Source organism: Actinocorallia sp. B10E7 (genome assembly GCF_039871655.1).
Taxonomy (GTDB): domain Bacteria; phylum Actinomycetota; class Actinomycetes; order Streptosporangiales; family Streptosporangiaceae; genus Actinocorallia.
On the sequence record NZ_JBDPLZ010000002.1, the window covers coordinates 36,455 to 59,893 of the forward strand.

Consider the following 23,439-nt stretch of genomic DNA (forward strand, 5'->3'; position numbering starts at 1 on the left):
GGCCATGAGTGATGAACAGCGGCGGGTGCAGTTCGACGCGGAGGTCCGGTTCGCGAACGGGGGAGACCTGAGGGTCAGGGAGTTCCGGCTGGACATCCCGGGAGAGGACATCTCCGACGGCGAGCTGGCCGAGCTCCTCGTCCGCCATCTGGGGCTGCTGATGGTCGGCGAGGTGGAGATCTCCGGCAAGACCTTGATCCGTGAGGCGCACAAGGGTTCGCGGGGCGCGGAGTCCGGGCCGCGCGCCCGGCGGCTGGTCGAGCTCTCCCACACCCTGGAGGACGGCATGGTCACCGTGCCGGGCCTGCCCGCCCCCCGGATCGGCCCCCACGAGACGCACGCCCAGTCCCGCTCCCGGTACGCGCCGGGCACCGAGTTCCACTTCGCGAGCATCTCGATGGTCGGCAACACCGGCACCTACGTGGACGCCCCGCTGCACCGGTACGAGGGCGGGACGGACCTGGCGGGGCTGCCGCTGGAGTCGCTGGCCGACCTGGAGGGCGTCCTCGTCCGGGCCGAAGGCCTCCCGGTGATCACCCGCGAGCTGCTGCTCCCCCTGGACGTGCGGGGGCGGGCGGTGCTGGTGCACACCGGCTGGTCCCGGCACTGGGGCACAGAGGAGTACCTGTCGGGCCACCCTCATCTCACCGCGGGGGCGGCGGAGTTCCTGGTCGAGCAGGGCGCCGCCATGCTGGGCGTCGACTCCCAGAACGTCGACGGCACCCGGGGCGGGGAGCGCCCGGTGCACTCGCTGCTGCTGGCGGCCGGGATCCCGGTCGTCGAGCACATGACCGGCCTGGACCTGCTGCCGCCCCGGGGGTTCCGCCTGCACGCCGCGCCGCCGCGGATCGCCGGGGTGGGGACCTTCCCGGTCCGGGCGTACGCGATCGTTACCGAAGAGTAGCCTTGGGGGATGAGCACCGATGACCCCGGCAACCTGTTCCGCGTAGTCCCGGGGCCGCCCCGGCTGGCCCTGCCCGGACTGGTGCCGGTCTACGACCTGTACGTCCGCGCCGGAGCCGAACTGCTCACCCAGCCGGACGCCCTGAGCGCGGAACTGTGGCTGTCGGCCCAGCTCGGCGAGCTGGGCTCGGCCGCCCCCGACCAGGCCGGGCTGGACAAGGCGCTCGGCGACCTGGTCAAGGTGCTGCGCCGGGCCGGGACGCCCGGGGCGCACGCCTTCCTGGCGGCGATGGCCGCGGTCGGCCCCGAGGACCACCGGGCCGCCGCCGCCAAGGCCGCGTCCGACCTGCGCGGCCCGCTGCTGCCCGAACCTCCGGCCTGGCTGGGGGAGCTGGGCGCGGCGTTCGCCGTCGACGCCTGCAGCATCCAGGACGGCACCCTGGACCGCACCCAGTACCTGGTCGAGTACCGCTACCCGGACGGCGGCGGGCACCACGGCCTGTCGGTCACCCTGTCGGCCGGGCTCCCCGTCCAACTGGTGGCGGTCGGCGACATGCTCGGCATGCGCTCGGAGCTTCGGCGCGTCCTGGAGGAGGGCGAGGTCGTGGTGGCGGCGCTGCCGCTGGGCCTGGCCTCCGAGACCCTCCACCGGGCCTTCTCGGAGCTGGCGGAGGTGCCCAGGGCGGAGCTGACCTCCCCCTTCCACGCGCTTCTGCTCTTCGCCCGGCACCGCCTGTCGCTGCTGCCCTGAATATGAAAATCTGAGCTGGTGATCGACGTCGCAGAGGTCTCCGCCATCGTCCGCCGGGTCGCCGAACGCGAAGTGCTGCCCCGGTTCGGGGCGCTGGCCGCGGCCGACATCAAGGAGAAGAGCCCCGGTGATCTGGTGACCGTCGCCGACCGGGCGGCGGAGGACGCCCTGGCCGAGCGGCTCGCCGCGCTGCTGCCCGGCTCGGTCGTGGTGGGCGAGGAGGCGGTCGCCGCCGATCCGGGCCTGCTGTCCCTGCTGGACGGGCCGGATCCGGTGTGGATCATCGACCCCATCGACGGGACCAGGAACTTCGTCGACGGCAGCCCCCGGTTCACCATGCTGGTCGCGCTGGCGCGGGGCGGGGAGTTGCTGGCCTCCTGGACCCACGCGCCGGCCCTGGACGTGCACGCCACCGCGACGAAGGGCGGCGGGGCCCACGTGGACGGACGCAGGGTGCGGGTGCGGCCTCGCGAGGGCGGCCTGCAGGCGCTGGACATCGTCACCTCGCAGCCACACTGGTGGACCCCCGAGGCGCGGGCCCAGACCCACGCGCTGGCCGGGCGCCGGGTCTCGCTGGCCTACTTCGACACCTCCGGCCTGGAGTACGTGGAGCTGGCGGCGGGCCGCAGGTCGGCGATGATCCTCGGCTGGGAGTTCCCCTGGGACCACGCCGCCGGGATCCTGCTGCACGCCGAGGCCGGGGGAGTCTCCCTCACCGCCGACGGCACGCCCTTCCGGCTCTCGGGGGGCAACCGCCTCCCCTTCGTGAGCGCCCCCGACGAGGCCACCGCGCGGGCGGTCCACGAGGCCATGCGGGGCGGGCCGGAGCGGGTCTTTCCGGTCGGGGTGTGAGGCGGCGCCACTCGACCCATGACAACCCCTGACTAAAGTCATGGAATAGTCAGGAGGCGGCCACGGTTGAACAGGGAGTCACCATCGAACGGCCGTCGGTGCTTTACCCGCGGCCCTGAGGAGGTCCCCGCCATGGAAACCGCCATCCACATGGTCTGCCTGGAGTGCAGTGCGCCGCTGGCCTTCACCGAGACCTGGGTGGACGGTGAGCTGGGCGCCCTGCTCTACGAGCACCCCCTGCGGCCCACGGGCGGCTGGGACCACGATCCGCTGCCCGCCCTGGCCGACCCGGCGGACCACGCCTGGAAGCGGTGCGACTGCTGCGGCATCGCCGCTCCCCGCCCCGAGGGCTTCGTCAACACCTGGACCGTCGATCGGGATCGTCCGGTCGAGGTCAGGGTCGGCGACCGGATCTTCGACTACTCCTCGCCCTGGTCGGTCTGCGCCGCCTGCTCGGCCGCGATCGCCGAGGACGACCTGAGGCTGCTCCTGCTGCGCAACGCGCAGCACAGCCGGCTGCCCGACACCTGCACCGAGGAGCAGCGCGAGGCCGGCGCGGCCCTGGCCCGCGAACTCCTACTGGCATTCCTGGCCGCCCGTCCCCGCATCAAAGACGCTTTCTAAACCTTTTGTAAGTAATGGGTTACCTGCCTGTGAAGTAGGTCACCCCACCCGCTTGTAAATCCTTATGGCGCAGGCGTTTACGCTTCCGCAGGGGTGCCCCCCGGTAGGCCGGCCGACAAGCACACGGCAGACTGGAAGGCCCTGCAGGACGGGTCCGACCAGACGGACACCGACGGATTATGGGAGAGCGGGAGAACAATGGCCGATTTCGGGCTTGACCACAAAGGCGGGCGGCTGCCCCTCGAGGTGACCGAGGCCACCGAAGGCCCCGGCGGCCTGGGCATCAGCAAACTCCTGAGCGAGACCGGGTACGTCACCCTCGACCCCGGTTTCGTGAACACCGCCTCCTGCGCTTCCGCGATCACCTATATCGACGGTGACGCGGGCATCCTGCGCTACCGCGGCTACCCGATCGAGGAGCTCGCCGAGAAGTCCTCCTTCCTCGAGGTCTCCTACCTCCTGATCAACGGCGAGCTGCCGACGCCGGAGCAGCTGTCGGCCTTCTCCGAGCAGATCCAGAACCGGACCCTGCTGCACGAGCGCTTCAAGTCGTTCTTCTCGGGCTTCCCCAGCTCCGCGCACCCGATGGCGGTCGTGTCCTCGGCGGTCAGCGCGCTGGCCACCTACTACCCCGACAGCCTCGACCCGTTCGACCCCGAGCAGGTCGAGATCTCCACCGTCCGGCTCATGGCCAAGCTGCCGACCATCGCGGCCTACGCCTACAAGTCGTCCATCGGCCAGCCGCTGCTGTACCCGGACAACTCGCTGGGCTACGTCGAGAACTTCATGCGGATGACCTTCGGGCTGCCCACCGAGCGCTACGAGGTGGACCCCGAGGTCGTGAAGATCCTCGACATGCTGTTCATCCTGCACGCCGACCACGAGCAGAACTGCTCCACCTCGACCGTGCGGCTCGTCGGCTCCTCCAACGCCAACCTGTTCTCCTCCGTCTCCGCGGGCGTCAACGCCCTGTGGGGCCCGCTGCACGGCGGCGCCAACCAGGCCGTCCTGGAGATGCTGCAGCAGATCCACGACGACGGCGGCGACGTCGCGTCCTTCGTGAACAAGGTCAAGAACAAGGAAGACGGCGTGAAGCTCATGGGCTTCGGGCACCGCGTCTACCGCAACTACGACCCGCGCGCCGCGGTCGTGAAGAAGGCGACCCGCAAGGTGCTCGACACCCTGGGCGTCTCCGACCCGCTGCTCGACCTCGCCATGCAGCTCGAAGAGGTCGCGCTCGCCGACGACTACTTCGTGCAGCGCAGGCTCTACCCGAACGTCGACTTCTACACCGGCGTGATCTACAAGGCGCTGGGCTTCCCGGTGAACGCCTTCACCGTGCTGTTCGCCCTCGGCCGGCTCCCCGGCTGGATCGCCCAGTGGCGTGAGATGATCACCGACCCGGCGACCAAGATCGGCCGCCCGCGCCAGGTCTACGTCGGCTCGCCGGAGCGCCACTACCCGGCGTAAGGCCGCGGCGGTGTGAATCACGACGAAGAAGACCCGTCTCCTCCAGGGGGGCGGGTCTTCTTCGTCTTCACGGGGTCAGGCCTTGGCCGCCCTGCCCGCCGGGCGGGGACGCAGCAGGCCGGCGAGCCCGCGCAGGCTCGCGACCAGCAGCGTGGTCCAGTCGAAGTAGTCGCGCCACAAGGCGATCTTCCCGTCGCGCACCCGGAAGGTGCCGCACACCCAGAACTCCGCGCGCCACCGGCCGCTCTCCAGGGCGTCCGTCCGCACGGTCAGCACGGTGTCGCCGTCGGCGGAGATCTCATGGATCCGCGCCTCGAAGCCGGTGCCGTAACGCAGCATCAGTCTCAACGTCTTCAGGGTCGCCGCCTTGCCGCGGGCCGACGGCAGCGGGACGTTCTGGTACAGGACGCCGGGGGCGAGCAGCTCCCCCGCGGCGTCCAGGTCGAGGTTCTCCAGCGCGGCCAGGAAGTCCCTGACCACCTTCACGTTCTCGTCCGTCATCGGGCTCCCTCCGGGGACACATGTGGCGACCATCCTAAAAACCAACCGATCGGACATGGATCATCGGCCGGGGCGCAGGCCCCGAGAGCGGACTGTGGTCTATACCAAACGGCGTTCCCGGCAGGACAGCGGGGATGGAACGTTTCCGAGTTAACACCGGGTTTACACATGGGCAATGGACGCGAAATCGCGACTCTGCAAAATCTCTTCTGCAGGCAAACCCGGGCTTCACATCCCTCGCACACCACGCAAGGACACCCATGAGCTTCAAGGCTGAGTACATCTGGATCGACGGCACCGAGCCCACCGCCCAGCTGCGGTCGAAGACTCGCATCCTTGCCGATGGCGCGGACCTGCCGGTCTGGGGCTTCGACGGCTCCAGCACCAACCAGGCCAAGGGCACCTCGTCGGACTGCCAGCTCAAGCCCGTCTTCTCCTGCCCGGACCCGCTGCGCGACCCCGCCAAGGACGTCCTGGTCCTGTGCGAGGTCCTCAACGTGGACGGCACCCCCCACGAGAGCAACACCCGCGCGCTGCTCACCCCGATCGCCGAGCAGTTCGCCGACCAGGAGTCCTGGTTCGGCATCGAGCAGGAGTACACCCTGTTCCAGGACGGCCGCCCGCTCGGCTTCCCGGCGCTGGGCTACCCCGCCCCGCAGGGCCCGTACTACTGCGCCGCCGGCGCCGACTACGTCTTCGGCCGCCCGATCGTCGAGGAGCACCTGGACGCCTGCCTCATCGCCGGCCTGAAGGTCTCCGGCATCAACGCCGAGGTCATGCCCGGCCAGTGGGAGTTCCAGATCGGCCCGGCCGGCCCCGTGGAGGCCTCCGACCACATCTGGATGGCCCGCTACCTGATGCTGCGCATCGCCGAGAAGCACGGCGTGCACTTCTCCATCGACCCCAAGCCGGTCAAGGGCGACTGGAACGGCGCGGGCGCGCACACCAACTTCTCCACCAAGGCGATGCGCGAGGGCTACGACCCCATCATCACCGCCTGCGAGGCCCTGGGCGAGAAGTTCCTCGAGCACGTCCGGGCCTACGGCGAGGGCGTCGAGGAGCGCCTCACCGGCGCCCACGAGACCGCCCCGTGGAGCGAGTTCTCCTACGGCGTCTCCAACCGCGCCGCCTCCATCCGCCTGCCCTGGCAGGTCGAGGTCGAGCGCTGCGGCTACCTGGAGGACCGCCGCCCGAACGCCAACATGGACCCGTACGTCGTCACCCGCATGATCACCAACACCTGCTGCACCGCCCTGGAGAAGGTCGGCCAGGTCTGATCCACCAGGTCTGATCCACCGGGCTCTGAGCCCGCCGCGGCGTCGCCGGAGACCCCCTGTCCCCCCGGGCAGGGGGTCTCCGCGTTCCCGGAGGAGATCCTCCGGGAGCAGTGGGGTCAGCGGGCGGGGCGTGCGTGCGGGACGTCGGGCGCGGGACGCAGGACCCGGTCCATCTGCGAGGTGAGCTCCTCGGCCCCCCGGCGGCGCCGGTCGAGTTCGGAGTCGTCGCAGGTCCAGGCGTCCCTGGCGGTCGGTACCGTGTTCAGCAGGTCGGACAGCAACGACGCGAGCACCGCGGCGCGCTGCCGGTCACTCCAGTCACTGGGGTCGCTCACAGTGAGCAGTCTCTCACGCAGAAGCACGACGTGCGAGTGATCGGAGATTATTGAAGCCTGAAGGAGATCGGCGAAGCCGGGGAGCTCAGGCGCAGGAGCCCCAGGGGGCGGTCACGCTGCCCGCGGGGCCGCCGCCCGCGAACTTCACACAGGTGCCCTTCGCGGCCAGGTAGACCGGGCCCGCGTAGTACTGGTACATGCCCCGGTCGGCGTTGCTCTTGCGGTCGGACCGGCGGGTGATCCGGGCGAAGACGCTGGTCTTGCGGTCCAGGTCCGCGGTCTTCAGGGTGACGACGCAGTTGACGCCGGACCCGTTGTAGAGCTGGACGGTCCTGCCACCGGGGAAGGCACGGGAACGCTGGACGTAGAACTCGCCGCGGCCGCCGCCGTTGCAGACCTGGACGGCGCCGTAGGGGTTGCGTTCGGCGTTCGGCGCCGTGGTCGGCGTGGGGGTCTGCGGGGGCGCCGTGACGGTGACGGTCGGCTGCGGCGTCGTGCCGTCCGACGGCCCGGCCGAGGGTGCGGGCTTCTTCTCGTCGGACGCGCTGGGGCCGACGGTGACGGTGACGGTCGTCTGCGGCTTGGCGCCCTTGTCGGTGGGGCGGGGAGAGGCGCCCGAGGCCGAGGACTCCCGGGCGGGGTCCTCGGACCCGGTGACCGGGACGTTCTGCGGGGCGAGACCGACGACCTCGTCGTCGGTCTTCTTGTCGTCGTCCCTGGTCACGGCCCAGCCCGTGACGCCGATGGCCAGCAGCAGGACGATGAAGGCGATGACGGCGATGGCGGGCCCCCGCCCGGCCAGCGCGTCGCTCTCGCCCGGCGGCGGGCCGATCTCGAAGGGGTAGGGCTCGCGCTGCTCGGGCTGCGGGTGCGTCGCGACGGGCGCGGTGACCGGGTGGTGCACCGGCGGGGCCGGCGGCAGCACGATCGGCGGCTGCGGCTGCGGGACCGGCTGCGCGCCGGTGCCCCCCATCAGCGTCGCCTGTGCCTGCGCGGCGGTCGGCCGGGCCGCCGGGTCCTTGGCCAGGCAGGCCTGGACGACCTCGCGCAGCGGCTCGGGCAGCGCGCTGGTGTCGGCCTCGGCGTGCACGATCCGGTAGAGCACCGCGCCGATCTCGTCGTTGCCGAACGGCGGGACGCCGGTCGCGGCGAAGACCATGCAGGCGGCCCAGGAGAACAGGTCGGACGCCGGGGTGAGCTGCTGTCCGTTCAGCTGCTCGGGGGACATGTAGGCGGGGGTGCCGACGCTGTGGCTGTGGGAGGTGGTGTTCAGCGCCCGTGCGATGCCGAAGTCGATGACGCGCGGCCCATCCGGGCCGATGAGCACGTTGTGCGGCTTGAAGTCGCGGTGGATGATCCCGGCCTGGTGGATGGCGGTGAGCGCGGTCAGGGTGCTGATCGCCAGCCGCTCCAGCGCGCCGTCCGTCCTGGGGCCCTCGGCCAGCACCTGCTCCTGCAGGGAGATGCCGGGGACGAACTCGCTGACGATGTAGGGCCGGTCGCCCTCCACGTCGGCGTCGAGGACCTGCGCGGTGCAGAACCGGGCCACCTGCTTGGCGACCTCCAGTTCGCGGACGAACCGGCCCCTGGCCTCGTCGTCCTCGGCGAACCTGGCGTGCAGCAGCTTGACCGCCACCCGCGTCCCGTCCCGTTCGCCCAGGTACACCGTGCCCTGGCCGCCTTCGCCGAGCACACCCGCCAGCGTGTACGACCCGATCGACGCGGGGTCGCCCGCGCGAAGCGGCCGGGCCTCCACCATGGTTCACTCCCGTCACAGCACTTCACAAAAGCAGTGGGGCTACTTTAATGGAGTCGAGGCCGATAAACCCGTCTGCTTTGATGAGCCCATGACCGAGATCACGAGTGCCGCCGAACTCCGCGAGATTCTCGGGGAGCCGATGCCCCGGGCCGTCACCAAGGAACGCGTCGAACTGCACCGGCGGGACCGGGAATGGATCGCCGCCGCGCCCTTTCTGGTGCTGGCCACCGGTGATGCCAGGGGAAACTGCGACGCCTCTCCCAAGGGCGATCCCGCCGGGAATTTCGTCCATGTCATCGACGAGCGCACGCTGGCGATTCCCGAACGCCCGGGCAACCGGCGCGCGGACGGTTACCTCAACATTCTGGAGAATCCCCACGTGGGTCTCCTGTTCCTCATTCCGGGACGGAGCGAGACCCTGCGCGTGAACGGCCGGGCGCGGCTGCTGCGCGACGCCCCCTACTTCGACCGGATGGTGGTGAAGGGGCACCGGCCGGTCCTGGCCATCGAGGTCGAGGTCGAACAGATCTTCTTCCACTGCGCCAAGGCCATGATGCGTTCGAGCATCTGGCGTCCCGAGACCTGGAACCCCGACGTCCTGCCCGCCCACGCCGCCCTGGTCAAGGAGGTGCAGAAGACGTCCGAGACGCTGGAGGAACTGGAGGCCTACTACGCCCCCGAGAACTACGAGGCCAAGCTCTACGGGAGCTGACCGGCGGAGGGCTCGTCCCGCCCCTCCAGGCCGAAGAAGCGCAGGCAGGGCTCCAGACCCTCGATCACGACGTCGGTCTTGCGGTGCCTCAGCCAGTCCTCCCGGTCGAGGACGAACCGCAGCTCCTCGACCGGGCGGCCCAGGAGCGCCGAGCGGGTCACCCCGTTCGGCCGGTAGCCGAGCTTGCGGGTGACGCCCAAGGACGCGGCGTTGTCGAGGTGCGCGCCGGTCGTCGCGAACCTCGCGTCCAGGCCGGTGAAGGCCAGCTCCAGGACCGCCGCGCGCATCTCCGTGCCGAGCCCCCGTCCCTGGTACCGCAGCCCCATCCACGAGCCGGAGGAGACCTCCCGGACGACGGCGAAGTCACGGCCGTGCAGCTCCTGGACGCCGATCGCCCGCCCCTCGTGGACGACGGCCAGGGGGAGGTGCCAGTTCCCGGGCGTCCATTCGGCCAGCATCTTCCACTGCCATTGGAGCAACCGGCCGCCGAGTTCCTCCCGGGGAGCGTGCGTCCAGGGAGTGGCGAAGGGCATCTCGTCGGGCGGGTGTACGCCGTCCAGCGCGGTGTCGGCGAGCTCGTCCAGTTCCTTGGGGCCCGGCAACCGCAGCTCCAGGCGGGGAGTGCGCAGTCTCAGCCCGAACAAAGGCCAGTGCTTCATACCGGACCATCCTGAGCCGGGGAGGCGGCGGCTGTCATCCGGTTTTCCTCCGGACAGAGCGAACCGGCCGGGCGTCCCGCGTGGAGGGACGCCCGGCCGGTTCGGAGGCGGACGGTCAGCCCACCTTGATCTCGTACTTCTTCGCGTTCTCCGAGGCCGAGGGCTCCCGAATGGTCTTCAGACCGCCGAGGGAGTCCTTGTCGGGCTGGAGGATGTGGGTGTCCCGGGACGGGGGCTGGTTCACCTGGGTGAAGTCCAGCTTGCTGCCGAAACCGCCGTCCCAGGCGGACTGGGAGCGGTGCGCCGCGATGATGCCGTCGCGGCTGAGGTCCTTCTTCTCGCAGGCCAGCTTGAGGGCGTCACCGGTGATCGCGGCGGTGGTGTAGCCGGCCATCACGCCGTTGTCCAGGCCGTCGTTGGGGTACTTGGCCTTGTAGTCGGCGGCCAGTTTCTTCATCGCCGGCAGGTCGGCGCTCAGCGGGCTGGAGGCCTGCATCACCACGAGGTTCTTGAGCAGCGCCGGGCCCACGGGGGTGGCCAGCAGCTGCGGGGCGTAGGAGGAGTTGCTGCCGATGAACGGCACGTTCAGGCCCTGCGCGGCGGCCACGCCGACCGCGGAGGCGGTCTGCTTGGGGCTGACGGACAACACGATGACCTTGACGCCCGCGGACTTCATCGCCGCGATCTGCGAGGTCATGTCGGCGTCGGTCGCCTTGACCTTCTGCTCGACGACCGTCATGCCGTGCTGCTGCGCGGCGTAGGTCGATCCGGCCAGCGAGTCGTCGCCGTAGTCGCCCTCGAGGTAGATGTGGCCGATCTTGTCGCCGGACTTCAGGCCGTGCTTCTCCACCATGTAGTCGACGCCGTTGATGACGTCGATCGCGTAGGTGGTGCCGGTCATCTGGAGCTGCTCGGCGCCCAGCATCTGCGGGGACCAGGCGAGCACCATGGTCAGCGGGCCGTCCTTGGAGATGCGGTCCTTGACGGCGCCGACCGTCGCCGAGCCGATGAAGTGGCCGAACGCCGCGACCTTGGGCTCCAGCTCGGTGTAGGCGGCCACGCTCTTCTGCACGTCGTAGGACATGTCGCGGACCAGCGACTCGACCTGGCGTCCGCAGATGCCGCCCGCCTGGTTGACCTGCTCGAAGTAGAGCTGCCCGCCCTGCGTGATGCCCTTGGCGAGCGCGGCGTAGGGGCCGGTCAGGTCGGTGATCATGCCGACGCCGATGGTCTTGTCGGTCACGCCGGGGCCGTGCTTGACGCCGTCGGCGCCGGTCGTGTCGCCGCCGTCCGTGCCCTTGCCGCTGCAGGCGGTGGCGGTCATCGCCAGCAGAGCCGCCAGGCCGATGGCGCCGGCGTGCAGTCGGAACCTGTTCATGGAGCACTCCTTGTCTTACGGGGGTGGGGGAGTCTTCCGGCCAGAGACCGGCGGATCCGGGAGCCGAGCCCGAGCAGCCCGCCCGGCAGGAACAGGACCACGGCGACGACCGCGGCGCCGTAGAGCATCCGGGACGCCTCCGCGGGGGAGAAGCCGCCCGTGCCCGTCTGGGCCACCAGCGGCAGCGAGTCGCTGTAGCGGGTGAGCAGCTGGGGCAGCAGGGAGACGAAGACGGCGCCGACGACGGCTCCGCCGACCGATCCCAGGCCGCCGATCACGATCATGGCCAGGTAGTCGAGGGACAGCAGCATGCCGAAGTAGTCCGGCACGGTCCGCTGGAAGGTCAGGGCCAGCATCACGCCGGCCAGGCCTCCGTACATGGAGGACAGGACGAACACGCCGGCCCGGTAGCGCGTGACGGGGACGCCCATGACGCCGGCGGCCGTCTCGTGGTCGCGGATGGTGTTCATGGCCCGTCCGGGCCGGTCGAGCAGGATGCCCCGGGCGAACCAGGCGGAGACCGCCAGCAGTGCGGCCGCCAGGTACCACAGCCTTTCGACCGCGCCGAACGGCACGCCGAGCACGGTGAGTTCGGGGTCGTCGGCGAAGGCGAAGCCGAACAGCTCCAGCGGGGGCACCGCGCGGCCGTTGTAGCCGCCGGTGACCGGCTCGGAGTTGAACAGCACGTGCTGGCCGAGGAAGATCAGCGCGAGGGTGGCGATGCCCAGGTAGGCGCCCTTGAGCCGGCCGGCGATGGGGCTGAACAGCCCGCCCGCGACCCCGGCCAGCGCGATCGCCAGCACGGCCGCCACCGGGGTGGGCAGCCCCAGCCCGCCGAGGTCGTCCTCGGGGTGGGAGGAGAAGTAGACGTAGCCGTACGCGCCGACCGCCAGGAAGAACGCGTGGCCCATGGACAGCTGGCCGGTCGCGCCGGTCAGCAGGTTGATGCCGATCGCGCCGACCGCCGCGGACATCGCGAACAGCCCTGCCGTCAGCCAGAAGGCGTCGAGGTAGAAGGGGACCAGGACCGCCGCGACGGCGACCGCCCCCCAGACGAGCGGCTTAGACACGGGTCAGCTCCCTGGTTCCGAACAATCCGGCGGGGCGCACGAGCAGGACGATGAGCATGACCAGGAAGGGCGCGACGTCCCCGATGCCCCGGCCCAGGAAGGTCAGGTCGTTCTGGTAGCCGCTCATCAGCGACTCGGTGACACCGATGGCCAACCCGCCGACGAGCGCTCCGGTGGTGGAGTCAAGGCCGCCGAGGATCGCGGCGGGGAAGGCCTTGAGCGCCACCATCCCGGTCGTGCGGTCCAGACCGGGGGTGGGGAAGACGGCGAGGAACAGCGCGGCGACGGCGGCGAGCGCTCCGGCGACGGCCCAGGCGCTCAGCGAGACGCGGCCCAGCCGGATGCCCATGAGCGCGGCGGCCTCGCCGTCCTCGGCGCTGGCCCGCATCGCCACGCCCCAGCCGGTGTGCTTGAACGCCAGCAGGAAGGCGGTGATGAGCAGGGCGGCGACGAGCAGGGCGGCGACGCGGGTCTGCGCGATGGACACCGGGCCCAGGTGCACGACCTTGTCGCCCCAGGGGTCGCCCATCGCCAGCACGCTGGTGCCGATCTGCCGGGTGAGCTCGGTGGCCAGGACGATGTCGACGCCGATGGTGACGATCGCCAGCACGCTGTGCGAGGGGTTCTTGGAGCGGCGGATGATCAGGAACTCCACCAGGCAGCCCACCAGGGCGGCTCCGGCGACGCCCGCGGCCAGCGCGGCCCAGAACCCGATCGGGTCGTGCAGCTTGGCGATGATGAAGCCGCCGACCAGCAGCAGCGAGGCGTGCGAGAAGTTCACCACTTCGCTGGCCTTGAAGATGATGACGAACCCGAGGGCGATGAGCGAGTACACCGCCCCCAGTGAGATGCCGTTCAGCAGGAGTTCGGCGAAGGTGGTCACACTTGCTCCTCGTCGGGTGCGGGGGGCTGTGCGGCGGGCTCCGCCGCCGCGCCCAGGTAGGCCCGGATGACCTCGGGGTCGCGCTGCACCTCGGCGGGGACGCCGTCGGCGATGCGCCTTCCGAAGTCCAGGACGGTGACCGCGTCGGCGAGCCGCATCACCATGCCCATGTCGTGCTCGACCAGCAGCAGCGAGATGCCCAGGTCCTCGCGGATGGCGGAGATGAGCGCGGCCATCTCCCTGCGCTCGCCGCCGTTCATGCCGGCGACGGGCTCGTCGAGCAGCAGCAGCCTCGGCTCCATGCACAGGGCGCGGGCGAGCTCCACCCGCTTCTGCACGCCGTAGGACAGCAGCCCGACCGGGACGGGGAGCTGCTCGGTCAGCCCGACGAAGGCGGCGATCTCGGCGACCCGCGCGGAGTGCGCGGCGGCCTCGCGGCGGGCCCGCGGCAGCCGCAGCCCGGCGGACAGGAAGCCGGTGCGGGTCAGCCGGTGCCGGCCCAGCATGAGGTTGTCGGCTACCGACAGGTGGGAGGACAGCGCGATGTTCTGGAAGGTGCGGGCCACGCCGAGGGCCGCGATCCGGTGCGTGGGCAGCCCGGTGAGCTCGGCGTCGCCGAACCGCACGCTGCCCGAGGTCGCCCGGTAGACGCCCGACAGGACGTTGAAGCAGGTCGACTTGCCGGCGCCGTTGGGGCCGATGACGGCGTGGATCGAGCCGGGCGCGACGGTGAAGCCCACCGAGTCCAGGGCGACCAGCCCGGCGAACCGCACGGTCACGTCGCGGACCTCCAGCGGGGGAGGGGCGTCGTTCACGCCGACCACCTCGTCAGGACGAGCCGCGCCGGCGCCTCGCCGTCCCCGGCGTCTTCGGCGGTGAGCTCCTCGTCGCTCTCGCCGAGGTAGCGGCGGCGCACCTCGTCGCTGGCGGCGAGTTCGCCGGCCGGGCCGGACATGACGACCTCGCCGACCTCCAGCACGTAGGCGTGGGAGGCCAGGGACAGGGCCATCGCGGCGTTCTGCTCGACCAGCAGCACCGTGGTGCCCTCGGAGTTGATCTTCCGGACGGTGTCGGCGATGCGTTCGGCCATGAGCGGCGCGAGGCCGAGGGTGGGCTCGTCCAGCAGCAGCACCTGCGGCCCGGCCATGAGCGCCCGCCCGATCGCGAGCATCTGCTGCTCGCCGCCCGACAGCAGCCCGGCGCGCTGCCCGGCGCGTTCGGCCAGCACCGGGAAGAGCTCCAGGACGTGCTCGCGCGCGGCGGCGGCGGCCTTGCGGCCGCGGACGCCCAGCGTTCCGGCGCGGAGGTTCTCGGCCACGGTCATGCGGCCGAAGACCCGCCGCCCCTCCGGCACCTGGGTGACGCCGCGCGCCACCACGGCGGAGGCGTCCAGCCCCGACAGGGGGCCGTCGGCGTACTCCACCCCGCCCGAGGTGATGGATCCGCGGTGGAAGCGCAGGGTGCCGGAGATCGCGCGCAGCAGCGTCGACTTGCCGGCCCCGTTGGAGCCGAGCACGGCCACGACAGAGCCCCGGGGCACCTCGAGCGACACCCCGCGCAGGGCCTGGACCGGTCCGTAGGAGACCCGAAGATCCCGCACGCTCAGCCCGCCGCCTCCGGCAGCGGTCTTCCGGAGAACCGGACGATCAGGGGGAAGGGGGTCGTCGGCGGCCATGGTGCTCCTCGTACTCCAGGGGTGTGATGGAAAACACAAGGCCCCCGGGCGGACGGCCGTCCAGACCTCGGGGGCAACTGGAGACGGATGCACAATCGAGGCCTCTGAGGTGCTGGAAGACCTCTGTGCAAATGCACAGGCTTTGGATAACGTTCGTTACTGGACGAAGACCGCTCGGGGCGGGGCGGGGGTGGGAAGTGGGCGCTGCGCAAGGTCCGGTGACGTCGGGCGAGGAGACCGCCGCGGTCATGCGGAGGGTGGCCTCGAGGCTGCTGGAGCGGGTCCCGGAACTGGCAGGCAGGCTCCTGGCCGAGCTGCGCTCCACCGAGGACGCCTACCGGCGGGTCCCCGAGCACGAACACCGGCGCGATCTCGAACGAGGCTTCCGCACGGGCATCAGTGCGATGCTGCAGCCCTGGTCGGAACGGCGCGACCTGGCCGTCGCCACCGAGACCGCCGCCAAGCGCGCCGAGCAGGGCGTCCCGCTGGACTCGCTGCTGCGCGGCTACCGGCTGGCCACCCAGATCACCTGGGAGGCGATGGTCGACGTCCTGATGGCCGACCACCCGGGTGAGGCGACGGCCCTGCTGCGCGGCGCCGAACGCATCTGGCAGGGGGTCGACCGGCAGGCGGTGGTCGCCGCGGACTCCTACCGGCGGCGCGAGAACGAGCTGCGCAGCCGGAACACGGAACGGGCGCAGGCGCTGCTGGACGCGCTGCTGGAAGGCCGGGCCGACACCACCGTCGTGCGTGACGCCGCGGCGGCGCTGGAGGTCCCCCAGTTCGGCAGGTACCTCGTCGTCGCCATCCGTCCCGAGCCGTCGCGTCCCAAGGAGGCGGACCGTCCCGCGGAGGCGGGAGGGCTGCGCCTGCTGTGGCGCGCCCGCCCGGACTGCGACCTGGTGGTGGTCTGGCTCGCCGACCGCGACCCGGAGGAGGCGCTGCGGGCGGTGGAGCCGCTGCTCGCCGGCGGGGCGGGGGTGAGCCCGGTGGCCGAGGGCCTGCCGGAGCTGTGCGAGGCCCGCCGCCACGCGATGGTCGCCCTGCGCACCTGCCGCGGCGCCGAGACGGTCCACCTGGACGACCGTCTGCCCGCCGCCCTCGCCGCCAGCCAGCCCGACCTGGCCGAACGCCTGGTGGAGGTGGTGCTCCGCCCCATCCTCGACCTCGACCCGCCGGAGCGGGAGACCCTGCTGATCACCCTCACCCGCTGGCTGGACTGCGACGGCTCGGTCGCCCGTACCGCGGCGGCGCTCTACTGCCACCGCAACACGGTCTTCAACCGGATCCGCCGCATCGAGACCCTCACCGGCCGTTCCCCGGACCGGCCGCGTGAGGTGCTGGAGCTCGCCCTCGCCCTGGACGCGTACCGCATCACGGGCGCGGGCTGACCCCGGGTTCCGCGCTGTCCTGATCCGGACGACCGGGTCGCGCGACGCCCGATGGAAGTCCCGGGTAAAGAGGACAACATGATCGACGAATCCGTCGCCGGACGTTTCACCCTGCTGGAGGTGCTCGGCCAGGGCGGGATGGGGACCGTCTGGCGGGCGGAGGACGAGCTGACGGGACACCGGGTCGCGGTGAAGCAGGTGCTCGTCCCGTCCGAACTGCCCGCCGGCGTCGTCGCCGAAGGGCTGGCCCGCATGGCGCGGGAGTGGCGGGCGCTGACCCGGCTGGACCACCCCAACGCGGTGAGGATCATCGACGTGGTCGAGGACGACGACGGCCTCTACGTCGTCATGGAGCTGGTCGAGGCCGTCTCGCTGGAGGACCTCGTCGGGAACGGCGGGCCGCTGCCGCCCGGCAGGGCGGCCCGGATCGGGCTGCAGCTGCTGGACGTGCTGACGGCCGCGCACGGCGCGGGGGTCGTCCACTGCGAGGTCAAGCCGAGGAACGTGCTGGTGCTGCCCGGCGACTGTGTGAAGCTCGGCGACTTCGGCGTCTCGGGCCTGCAGTGGGAGGCGCGGCTGACGGGAACGGGCGCGTTCCTCGGTTCACCCGCCTACCTGGCGCCCGAGCAGACCCGCGGCGGGTCCTCCGCTCCGGCGTCCGACCTGTGGTCGCTGGGCGCGACGCTCTACTTCGCGGTGGAGGGCAGGGCCGCCTTCGAGGCCCCGACGTTCTCCGGGGTCCTCGCCAGGATCCTCGGCGGGGTGCCGGCCCGGCCGGCGCACGCGGGTCCGCTGGAGCCGTTGCTGGCCGCGCTGCTGAGCAAGGACCCTGAGGCCCGGCCCGGCCCGGAGGAGATCCGGCGGGCGCTCATCGCGGGCGCCGAGGCCCCGCCCGTCGTACCTCCCGTCACGTCCCCGGAGCAGGAGGCCGCCCTGGCCGCCCTGGCCGCCGTGCCGTACGCGGACCCGGACGCGCCCGTCACGACGCTCCCCGGTGCTCCGGAGCACTTCGAGGCGCCGGTGAAGGCGTTCGGCCTGGTCACCGAGACGGCCTCCCGGGTGGTGTGGACGCTGGTGATGTGCGCGGGCGCCTTCGCCTTCCTGTCCTCCGTCTTCGGCGGGCTCGGCCCGCTGGGGCTGGTGCCGTTCCTCGTGGTCGTCGGCGCCGCGGGACTGGGCCGAAGCGCGTACCTGGTCGCCGACGGCGTGACCGGCGTCCTGCGCCGCAACCTCCTGGAGGTCGGCCCCCGCGGCATCGCCCTCCGCCGGGGGCGCCACTCCGCGGGCTACACCTGGGAGGACCTCGAGGCCGTCACCGTCGCCCGCCGCGGCCTCTTCCACCGCCGCGTCCTCCTGGTCCGCCCCGTCGAAGACGCCCCTGCCGGCCACCTCCCTCTGCTGCCCGTGCGCCTCACCGGCGCCACCGGCCGCTCCCCCTGGCTCGAGCGCCGCACCGGCCGCGTCGCCCTCTGCCGCCTGGACGAACTCCGGACCGACCCGGAGACCGTCGAGCAGGCGGTCCGCACATTCGCCGGACCGCGCTGGCAGACCTCCTGATCCGCTCCCGTCAGCGGGGCAGGACGGGCGGGCGGCCGTCGCGCTTGAAGGCCTTGCGGGCCTGCGGGGAGTACTTGACGAACTCCGGCAGGACGGACCAAAGGCCGTCGAGGGAGCGGACGATCTCTGCGAACTTCCGGTAGCGGCGCTCGTCGGCGCGGCTCCACCGCAGGCCGAGGATGTCGCGGGCCTCGGGGGGCATGCCGCCGACGGTGAGGAAGCGGGCCACGGCGTTGACCGGGACGCCGAGGACCTTCCAGACCTGCTCGGGGATCTGCGGGGGGCGGGGGAGGCCCTTCTTGGCGTAGCCGACGCTGTAGGCGGCCGTCTTGTTGTCGTCCAGCCGCTCGTTGAGCATGTGCTTCCAGTACTCCTGGAAGGCCGGCCAGTCCTCGGGCATGGCGCGGTCGCTGACCCCGTACATCGCGTACCAGACCTTGGACTCCTCGTAGATCTGGTGCTTCTCCTCCTCGGTGAGGGGGCGGATGAACGTCTCGACGCCGTAGATCATGTGGTCGAGGAACGTCGCGTGCGCCCAGAAGTACGTCTCGGGGTCGAGGGCGTGGTAACGCTCGCCGTCGGGCATCGCGCCCTTGATGTTCACGTGGTAGTCGCGGACCTTCGCACCGGTCTCGGCGGCCTTGGAACCGCCGTAGACGGTGTTGAGGATGGGGCCGGCCGACCTCTTGAGACGTCCGAAGGTGTCGTTGAAGAAGACCGAGTGCTCCAGGACGCCCCGCCCGAGCTCGGGCAGCATGAGCTGCAGGATCCCGGCGCGCGGGCCGGTGAGGACCGTCCGGTTGTCGCCGAAGAAGCGCCAGGTCAACGAGTCGGGGCCGAGGGGCTGCACGGTGCTCCTAAAGTTGGTGGCGGGTGCCACCAATATCGGGTTCACAGATCCGGAGCGTCAAGATGGACACGATGGGATCTACGACACGTCCGTACAAGGGACGCACCGCCGAGGAGCGCCGGGCCGAGCGGCGCGGGCGGCTCCTGACGGCGGGACTGGAGCTGTGGGGCGACCACGGCTGGGCCGCCGTCACCATGCGCGGCGTGTGCGCCCACGCGGGACTGAACGACCGGTACTTCTACGAGAGCTTCACCGACGTCGAGGCGCTGCTGCTGGCCGTCTACGACCAGGCGCTCAGCGACCTGCTGCGGTACGTCGAGCGGGTGATCGCCGCCCAGTCGTCACCCGAGGAGCGGATCCGGGCGGGGATGTCGGTGTTCGTGAACGCGATGGCGTCCGACTCGCGGCGGGCCCGGATCGGGCTGGCCGAACCGGCGGGCAGCCCGGCGCTGGAGCAGCGGCGCCGGGACACCTACCACCTCTTCGCGCGGTTCGCCCGCGACTCGCTGCGGCCCTCCGACAAGGAGGCGTTCACCGTCGCGATGCTCTTCGCCCTCGGCGGCGCCGGCGAACTGATCATCAACTGGCTCGGCGGCTCGCTCGCCCTCACCCCGGACGAACTCGCGGAGAGGGCGAGCGCGCTGGTGCTGAACGTCATCTCGCCATGTCTGTGACCAGGACGACCTTGCCGCGCGAGGCGCGGGTCTCTATCGCGGTGTGGGCCTTCGCGGCGTCCGCCAGGGGATATTCGTCCACGAGGGGGCGCACGCGCCCCTGGGCGACGGCCTCCAGGGAGCGGGTCTCCAGGTCGCGCAGGGCATTGATGGGCGCTCCCAGAACACTGCCCACGGTGATCGAACGCTCCACGATGTCCTCCGTCGCCACCTGGACGGGGGCGCCGGACGCCCACCCGAAGATGAGGTGACGGCCTCCTCGCGCGAGGGACTCCAGCGCCGTGCGGGCGACGTCTCCGCCCACGCCGTCCAGGACGACCGACGGGGAGCCGTCCTTCAGCTCGTGCTTCATCCGCTCGGCCCAGTCCTGCTCGGAGGTGTCGAGCGGGATCAGGCCGTCGGTCCGCAAAGCGGTGACGGCCGCGCGCTTGGCCTCACCGCCGTAGAGGGCGACGACGCGGGCTCCCAGGGAGAGCGCCAGCTGCATGAGCTGGTTGCCCAGGCCGCCGGACGCGCCCGTCACGACGACGACGTCGTCCGGGGTGAGGCGGGCCGCGTCGAGCACCAGCTGCGCGGTGCGTCCCGTGCCGATGGCCGCGACGGCCTCAGGGAAGCCCACCCGGTCGGGGAGGGCGTGGAGGGAGGCGGCCGGAGCGAGCGCGTATTCGGCGTATCCGCCGCTCAGGAAGCCGACGTGGGCGACGACCCGCTTCCCGGCCCAGGAGCCCTCGACGTCCGGGCCGACCGCCTCGACCGTCCCGGCGACCTCGCGTCCCGGGGTCATGGGCAGCTGAGGCTTGGGCAGAGTCGGAGGGCCGCCCCCCTGCCGGATGTCGGTGTCGACGGCGTGGACGCCCGCCGCCGCGACCTTCACCAGCACCTGGCCGGGCCGGGCTCCGGACGGTCGGCGTCTTCGAGGACGAGCACGTCGGCGGGGCCGAACTCGCGTTGGACGATGGCTTTCATGCGGGCACCTCTTCGTATTCCGTGGGGGTTGTGAGTGGTCTTTCGTTCTTCGCGGCGACCCGGCGGGCCAGGAGCGCCGCCACCAGAGCGATGGCCGCGGCGAAGGCGAACACTCCGGCGAAGGAGCCCTCGCTCGTGGAAGGAGCCGGGAGCGCGGTGAAGATGAGGCCGGTGAGCGCCAGGGACAGCGCCGCGCCGAGCGAGTCGGCGATCGCGAGCGCCGAGGAGTTGAAACCCCGGTTCGCGGGGGTCGAGAGGGAGAGCGTCAGGGTGCTCAACCGCGGATACATGAAGCCCATGCCCGCGCCTCCCGCCACCCAGCCGACGATCGGCACGGCCGGGTGCAGGCCGAGAGCGGCGGTAGCCAGGGCCGGCAGGACCGCGAGGAAGAGGAGGGCGGTCCCGATCCGGACGGCCACGGCGTGGGGCAGCCGCTCGCCCAGCCGTCCCTGAAGCGCGGACGCCGCCGACCAGGCGAGCCCCCCGAACGTCAGGGTGAGTCCGGCGAGCGTGGGGGAGAAGTCGTACCTGTCGGTGAAGAGGTAGGGCAGGTAGACGTCGGCGCCGAAGAACGCGGCGGCGATGAGCCCGCGCATCAGGACGACGCTGGGCAGCCCGCGCCGGGAGACGAGGGTCCCGGCCGGCAGCAGCGGACGCACCGCGACGAGCGCGACGGCGACCGAGGCGAGCGCCAGCGCCCCGCCCACCCGGGGGACCTCGCTCACCAGGTTGAGGGCGAGCACCGCGAGCGCGGCGAGCACGGCCCAGGCGAGCAGCGCCGGTCTCCTGCCGGAGTCCTCCCCGGTGCCCTCGTCGTCCTCGGCCTTCTCGGGGCCGAGCCCGCCGAGCGCCGGGACCACCATGAGCATCGCCAGGACGACCAGCACGACCACGCCGAGGAACACCCAGCGCCAGCTCAGCAGGTCGGTGACGGCCCCGGCGGCGACCGGGCCGACGAGCGAGGGCACGATCCAGGCGGCGGCGAACCAGGCGAAGATCTTCGGATGGAGCTCCTCCGGGTACACCCGGGCGACCACCACGTAGAGGGCCACCGTCACGGCTCCGCCCCCGAGCCCCTGGACGAGCCGTCCGGCGACGAGGACCTCCATGGACGAGGCCAGCCCGCACAGCAGCAGTCCGGCGGAGAACAACGCGACGGACGTGTACAGCGGTTCGACCGGCCCCCGCCGGTCGGCCCACATCCCGCACGCCACCATGCCGATGACCCCGGTCGCGAAAGGGCCCGCGAAAGCGACCGCGTACAGCCCGGCCCCGTCCAGCGCCCTGCTGACGGTCGGCATCACGGCGGTCACCGCGACGCTCTCGAAAGCGGCGAGGAAGACGAGTGCGCACGAGCCGATCGTGACCCAGAGGAATGTTCTGCCCAGCACCCCTGAACTGGATTTTTCCGGTGCCTCGGATGGTTGTGACGAGATCATGAGATGACCGTAAAACCTCAACCAATCTTGAGGTCAAGTTCTTTCGACGGAGGATTCCGATGCCCGGCTCACCCGGCGCCCCCGCCTCTCTGCTCTCCGTGGGAGAGGTGTCCGAACGCAGCGGCGTCAGCGTCTCCACGCTGCACTTCTACGAGCGCGAGAACCTCATCGAGGCGGAGCGGACGGCGGGCAACCAGCGGCGTTACCGCCGCGACGTCCTGCGCCGCCTGTCGTTCATCCGCGTCTCCCAGCGCGTGGGAGTGCCGCTCAAGGACATCCGCTCGGCGCTGGAGTCCCTTCCGTCCGGGCGCACGCCGACCAGACGCGACTGGGCGCGCCTGTCCGAACGCTGGCGCGACGAGCTCGAAAGCCGCATCAAGGCGCTGGAACGGCTGCGCGACGACCTCACCGACTGCATCGGATGCGGATGCCTGAGCCTCGACAGCTGCTCGCTGCACAACCCGTCCGACACGCTGAGGGAGAAGGGGACGGGCCCCCTCCGCTGGAGGGAGCGGTGACCGTGCGTGAACGAGCGCTCCCCGGATCTGCGAAGATCGGGGTATGCGTATCGTCATCGTGGGCGGGCACGGTCAGATCGCACTCCGGCTGCTGCGGACGCTGCCGGACGGGAGTGCGGTCGGAGTGGTCCGCGACCGGGACCAGATTCCCGACCTGGAGGCCACCGGCCAGGAAGGGGTGCTCTTCGACCTCGAGGAGGACCCCATGGCGGAGCTGGCGATCCTGCTCCAGGGGGCCGACGCCGTCGTGTTCGCGGCCGGGGCGGGGCCGGGCAGCGGAGCCGCCAGGAAGGCGACGGTCGACCAGAACGGGGCGATCCTGTGCGCCGAGGCCGCCCAGGAGGCCGGGGTCCGGCGGTTCGTCCAGATCTCGTCGACCGGGGTGGACCAGCCGGTCCCGCCGGGGCTCGACGAGTCCTGGACGGCCTACGTCACCGCCAAGCGGGTGGCGGAAGAAGACCTCCGGGAACGGGACCTGGACTGGACGATCCTGCGTCCGGGACGCCTGACGAACGGCCCGGGGACGGGGCTGGTGCGGCTCACCGACCCGCCGGCCGAACGGGGGGACATCCCCCGCGACGACGTCGCGGCGGTCATCGTCGAACTGCTCAGAACCGGAGCGGGCGTGCACAGGACACTGGAGCTCCACGGAGGCGACGTGCCCATAGCGGAGGCCGTCGCGGCACTGTGAAAGGAGCCGCCGTCAGTCGAAATCGCGGCTGATGGCGGCCGTCTCGTCCTCCATGAACACCGCCACCGACACCGCTCCGGGCTCGACGATGAGGGACACCCGGGAGGAGTCCGGCACCCGCGCCAGCAGGTCGCTCTTGCGGTAGTCGCCGTGGGACGCCGAGCGGATCTCGTTGCCCTCGGGGCGGTTCGCTTCCTGGTAGAGCCAGTGGGCCACGCTCCCGTCCTCGCCGGTGACGGTGAACGCCCGGTGCAGCTCCTCGGGATTGCCGACCGGGGGGAACACCATCTCCCCGGCCACCTCCACCTGCCTGCCCGCGGGAACCAGGAAGGTGAGCGCGGGATCGGGGTTCTGCCCGTCCCGCACCAGCACGTGGTAGTCGCACCTGTTCTCGACAGCCCGGAGATGGACGGTTCCCATGGAAGATCCCTGCGTCGTACGGCCGCTCGACTCGAGCGGGGATACCCGAACGCCCGGAGCGGGGAACCGGAACACGGCCGACCT

Annotated in this window: 25 protein-coding genes; 12 read left to right on the forward strand and 13 right to left on the reverse strand. The window is 71.5% G+C overall.

Annotation, left to right across the window (positions count from 1 at the left end; all coding sequences use genetic code 11):
- Window positions 1-4: 4 nt before the first annotated feature.
- The 5 genes from ABGB12_RS05215 (at window position 5) to ABGB12_RS05235 (ending at window position 4,600) form a co-directional block, all read left to right on the forward strand.
- Window positions 5-904 carry a cyclase family protein gene (locus ABGB12_RS05215; protein WP_347675102.1) on the forward strand — a complete coding sequence of 300 codons (900 nt, stop codon included), beginning with the start codon at window positions 5-7 and terminating at the stop codon, window positions 902-904.
- A 9-nt stretch (window positions 905-913) separates the two neighbouring features.
- Entirely contained in the window at window positions 914-1,654 is a 741-nt protein-coding gene (locus ABGB12_RS05220) for a hypothetical protein (protein WP_347675103.1), read from the forward strand.
- An 18-nt stretch (window positions 1,655-1,672) separates the two neighbouring features.
- A complete protein-coding gene (locus tag ABGB12_RS05225) occupies window positions 1,673-2,506 on the forward strand; it encodes an inositol monophosphatase (RefSeq protein WP_347675104.1) in 834 nt (277 codons plus the stop codon).
- Window positions 2,507-2,638: 132 nt separating this feature from the next.
- Entirely contained in the window at window positions 2,639-3,130 is a 492-nt protein-coding gene (locus ABGB12_RS05230; RefSeq protein WP_347675105.1) for a hypothetical protein, read from the forward strand.
- A gap of 198 nt (window positions 3,131-3,328) precedes the next feature.
- Entirely contained in the window at window positions 3,329-4,600 is a 1,272-nt protein-coding gene (locus ABGB12_RS05235; protein WP_347675106.1) for a citrate synthase, read from the forward strand.
- A 75-nt stretch (window positions 4,601-4,675) separates the two neighbouring features.
- Here the strand turns inward: ABGB12_RS05235 and ABGB12_RS05240 are convergent, their stop codons facing one another.
- Window positions 4,676-5,101: a limonene-1,2-epoxide hydrolase family protein gene (locus tag ABGB12_RS05240; protein ID WP_347675107.1), complete on the reverse strand. Its 426-nt coding sequence runs from the start codon at window positions 5,099-5,101 to the stop codon at window positions 4,676-4,678.
- A 260-nt stretch (window positions 5,102-5,361) separates the two neighbouring features.
- Between ABGB12_RS05240 and glnII the strand changes: the two genes are divergently transcribed.
- On the forward strand, window positions 5,362-6,378 hold the full coding sequence (gene glnII / locus ABGB12_RS05245; protein ID WP_347675108.1) for a glutamine synthetase GlnII: 1,017 nt from the start codon (window positions 5,362-5,364) through the stop codon (window positions 6,376-6,378).
- Window positions 6,379-6,494: 116 nt separating this feature from the next.
- On the opposite strand, the gene ABGB12_RS05250 is transcribed toward glnII, so the two are convergent.
- Window positions 6,495-6,713, reverse strand: a complete 219-nt coding sequence (locus tag ABGB12_RS05250; RefSeq protein ID WP_347675109.1) for a hypothetical protein — start codon at window positions 6,711-6,713, stop codon at window positions 6,495-6,497.
- 85 nt (window positions 6,714-6,798) lie between these two features.
- The gene (locus ABGB12_RS05255) at window positions 6,799-8,472 is read right to left on the reverse strand and encodes a serine/threonine-protein kinase (protein ID WP_347675110.1); all 1,674 of its coding nucleotides are present in this window, start codon (window positions 8,470-8,472) and stop codon (window positions 6,799-6,801) included.
- An 88-nt stretch (window positions 8,473-8,560) separates the two neighbouring features.
- On the opposite strand from ABGB12_RS05255, the gene ABGB12_RS05260 reads away from it, so the two are divergent.
- Window positions 8,561-9,184: a pyridoxamine 5'-phosphate oxidase family protein gene (locus tag ABGB12_RS05260; protein WP_347675111.1), complete on the forward strand. Its 624-nt coding sequence runs from the start codon at window positions 8,561-8,563 to the stop codon at window positions 9,182-9,184.
- On the opposite strand, the gene ABGB12_RS05265 is transcribed toward ABGB12_RS05260, so the two are convergent.
- The 6 genes from ABGB12_RS05265 to ABGB12_RS05290 form a co-directional block, all read right to left on the reverse strand.
- Window positions 9,172-9,843 (reverse strand): GNAT family protein, encoded by a 672-nt coding sequence (locus ABGB12_RS05265; RefSeq protein ID WP_347675112.1) that lies wholly within the window; start codon window positions 9,841-9,843, stop codon window positions 9,172-9,174. The genes ABGB12_RS05260 and ABGB12_RS05265 overlap by 13 nt on opposite strands.
- Window positions 9,844-9,958: 115 nt before the next feature.
- Window positions 9,959-11,221 (reverse strand): ABC transporter substrate-binding protein, encoded by a 1,263-nt coding sequence (locus tag ABGB12_RS05270; protein WP_347675113.1) that lies wholly within the window; start codon window positions 11,219-11,221, stop codon window positions 9,959-9,961.
- On the reverse strand, window positions 11,218-12,291 hold the full coding sequence (locus ABGB12_RS05275; RefSeq protein WP_347675114.1) for a branched-chain amino acid ABC transporter permease: 1,074 nt from the start codon (window positions 12,289-12,291) through the stop codon (window positions 11,218-11,220). Before ABGB12_RS05275 ends, ABGB12_RS05270 begins: the two co-directional genes overlap by 4 nt.
- Window positions 12,284-13,174 (reverse strand): branched-chain amino acid ABC transporter permease, encoded by an 891-nt coding sequence (locus ABGB12_RS05280; RefSeq protein ID WP_347675115.1) that lies wholly within the window; start codon window positions 13,172-13,174, stop codon window positions 12,284-12,286. Before ABGB12_RS05280 ends, ABGB12_RS05275 begins: the two co-directional genes overlap by 8 nt.
- Window positions 13,171-13,989 carry an ABC transporter ATP-binding protein gene (locus ABGB12_RS05285; protein WP_347675116.1) on the reverse strand — a complete coding sequence of 273 codons (819 nt, stop codon included), beginning with the start codon at window positions 13,987-13,989 and terminating at the stop codon, window positions 13,171-13,173. Before ABGB12_RS05285 ends, ABGB12_RS05280 begins: the two co-directional genes overlap by 4 nt.
- On the reverse strand, window positions 13,986-14,849 hold the full coding sequence (locus ABGB12_RS05290) for an ABC transporter ATP-binding protein (protein ID WP_347675117.1): 864 nt from the start codon (window positions 14,847-14,849) through the stop codon (window positions 13,986-13,988). Before ABGB12_RS05290 ends, ABGB12_RS05285 begins: the two co-directional genes overlap by 4 nt.
- A 197-nt stretch (window positions 14,850-15,046) precedes the next feature.
- Here ABGB12_RS05290 and ABGB12_RS05295 point away from each other — a divergent pair, with 197 nt between their 5' ends.
- Window positions 15,047-16,240, forward strand: a complete 1,194-nt coding sequence (locus tag ABGB12_RS05295) for a helix-turn-helix domain-containing protein (RefSeq protein ID WP_347675118.1) — start codon at window positions 15,047-15,049, stop codon at window positions 16,238-16,240.
- Between the two features lie 78 nt (window positions 16,241-16,318).
- The gene (locus tag ABGB12_RS05300) at window positions 16,319-17,797 is read left to right on the forward strand and encodes a serine/threonine-protein kinase (RefSeq protein ID WP_347675119.1); all 1,479 of its coding nucleotides are present in this window, start codon (window positions 16,319-16,321) and stop codon (window positions 17,795-17,797) included.
- Window positions 17,798-17,807: 10 nt separating this feature from the next.
- Here ABGB12_RS05300 and ABGB12_RS05305 read toward each other — a convergent pair whose 3' ends face one another.
- The gene (locus ABGB12_RS05305) at window positions 17,808-18,647 is read right to left on the reverse strand and encodes an oxygenase MpaB family protein (RefSeq protein ID WP_347675120.1); all 840 of its coding nucleotides are present in this window, start codon (window positions 18,645-18,647) and stop codon (window positions 17,808-17,810) included.
- Window positions 18,648-18,718: 71 nt separating this feature from the next.
- Between ABGB12_RS05305 and ABGB12_RS05310 the strand changes: the two genes are divergently transcribed.
- The gene (locus tag ABGB12_RS05310) at window positions 18,719-19,321 is read left to right on the forward strand and encodes a TetR/AcrR family transcriptional regulator (RefSeq protein WP_347675121.1); all 603 of its coding nucleotides are present in this window, start codon (window positions 18,719-18,721) and stop codon (window positions 19,319-19,321) included.
- On the opposite strand, the gene ABGB12_RS05315 is transcribed toward ABGB12_RS05310, so the two are convergent.
- Both ABGB12_RS05315 and ABGB12_RS05320 read right to left on the reverse strand, forming a co-directional pair.
- Entirely contained in the window at window positions 19,302-20,201 is a 900-nt protein-coding gene (locus tag ABGB12_RS05315) for a zinc-binding dehydrogenase (RefSeq protein ID WP_347675122.1), read from the reverse strand. The genes ABGB12_RS05310 and ABGB12_RS05315 overlap by 20 nt on opposite strands.
- 82 nt (window positions 20,202-20,283) lie before the next feature.
- Window positions 20,284-21,678 carry an MFS transporter gene (locus tag ABGB12_RS05320; protein ID WP_347675123.1) on the reverse strand — a complete coding sequence of 465 codons (1,395 nt, stop codon included), beginning with the start codon at window positions 21,676-21,678 and terminating at the stop codon, window positions 20,284-20,286.
- Between the two features lie 107 nt (window positions 21,679-21,785).
- Here ABGB12_RS05320 and soxR point away from each other — a divergent pair, with 107 nt between their 5' ends.
- On the forward strand, window positions 21,786-22,244 hold the full coding sequence (gene soxR, locus ABGB12_RS05325) for a redox-sensitive transcriptional activator SoxR (RefSeq protein ID WP_347675124.1): 459 nt from the start codon (window positions 21,786-21,788) through the stop codon (window positions 22,242-22,244).
- Between the two features lie 43 nt (window positions 22,245-22,287).
- Window positions 22,288-22,935: an NAD(P)H-binding protein gene (locus tag ABGB12_RS05330; protein ID WP_347675125.1), complete on the forward strand. Its 648-nt coding sequence runs from the start codon at window positions 22,288-22,290 to the stop codon at window positions 22,933-22,935.
- Window positions 22,936-22,947: 12 nt separating this feature from the next.
- Here ABGB12_RS05330 and ABGB12_RS05335 read toward each other — a convergent pair whose 3' ends face one another.
- Window positions 22,948-23,355: a hypothetical protein gene (locus ABGB12_RS05335; RefSeq protein WP_347675126.1), complete on the reverse strand. Its 408-nt coding sequence runs from the start codon at window positions 23,353-23,355 to the stop codon at window positions 22,948-22,950.
- Between the last annotated feature and the right edge of the window lie 84 nt (window positions 23,356-23,439).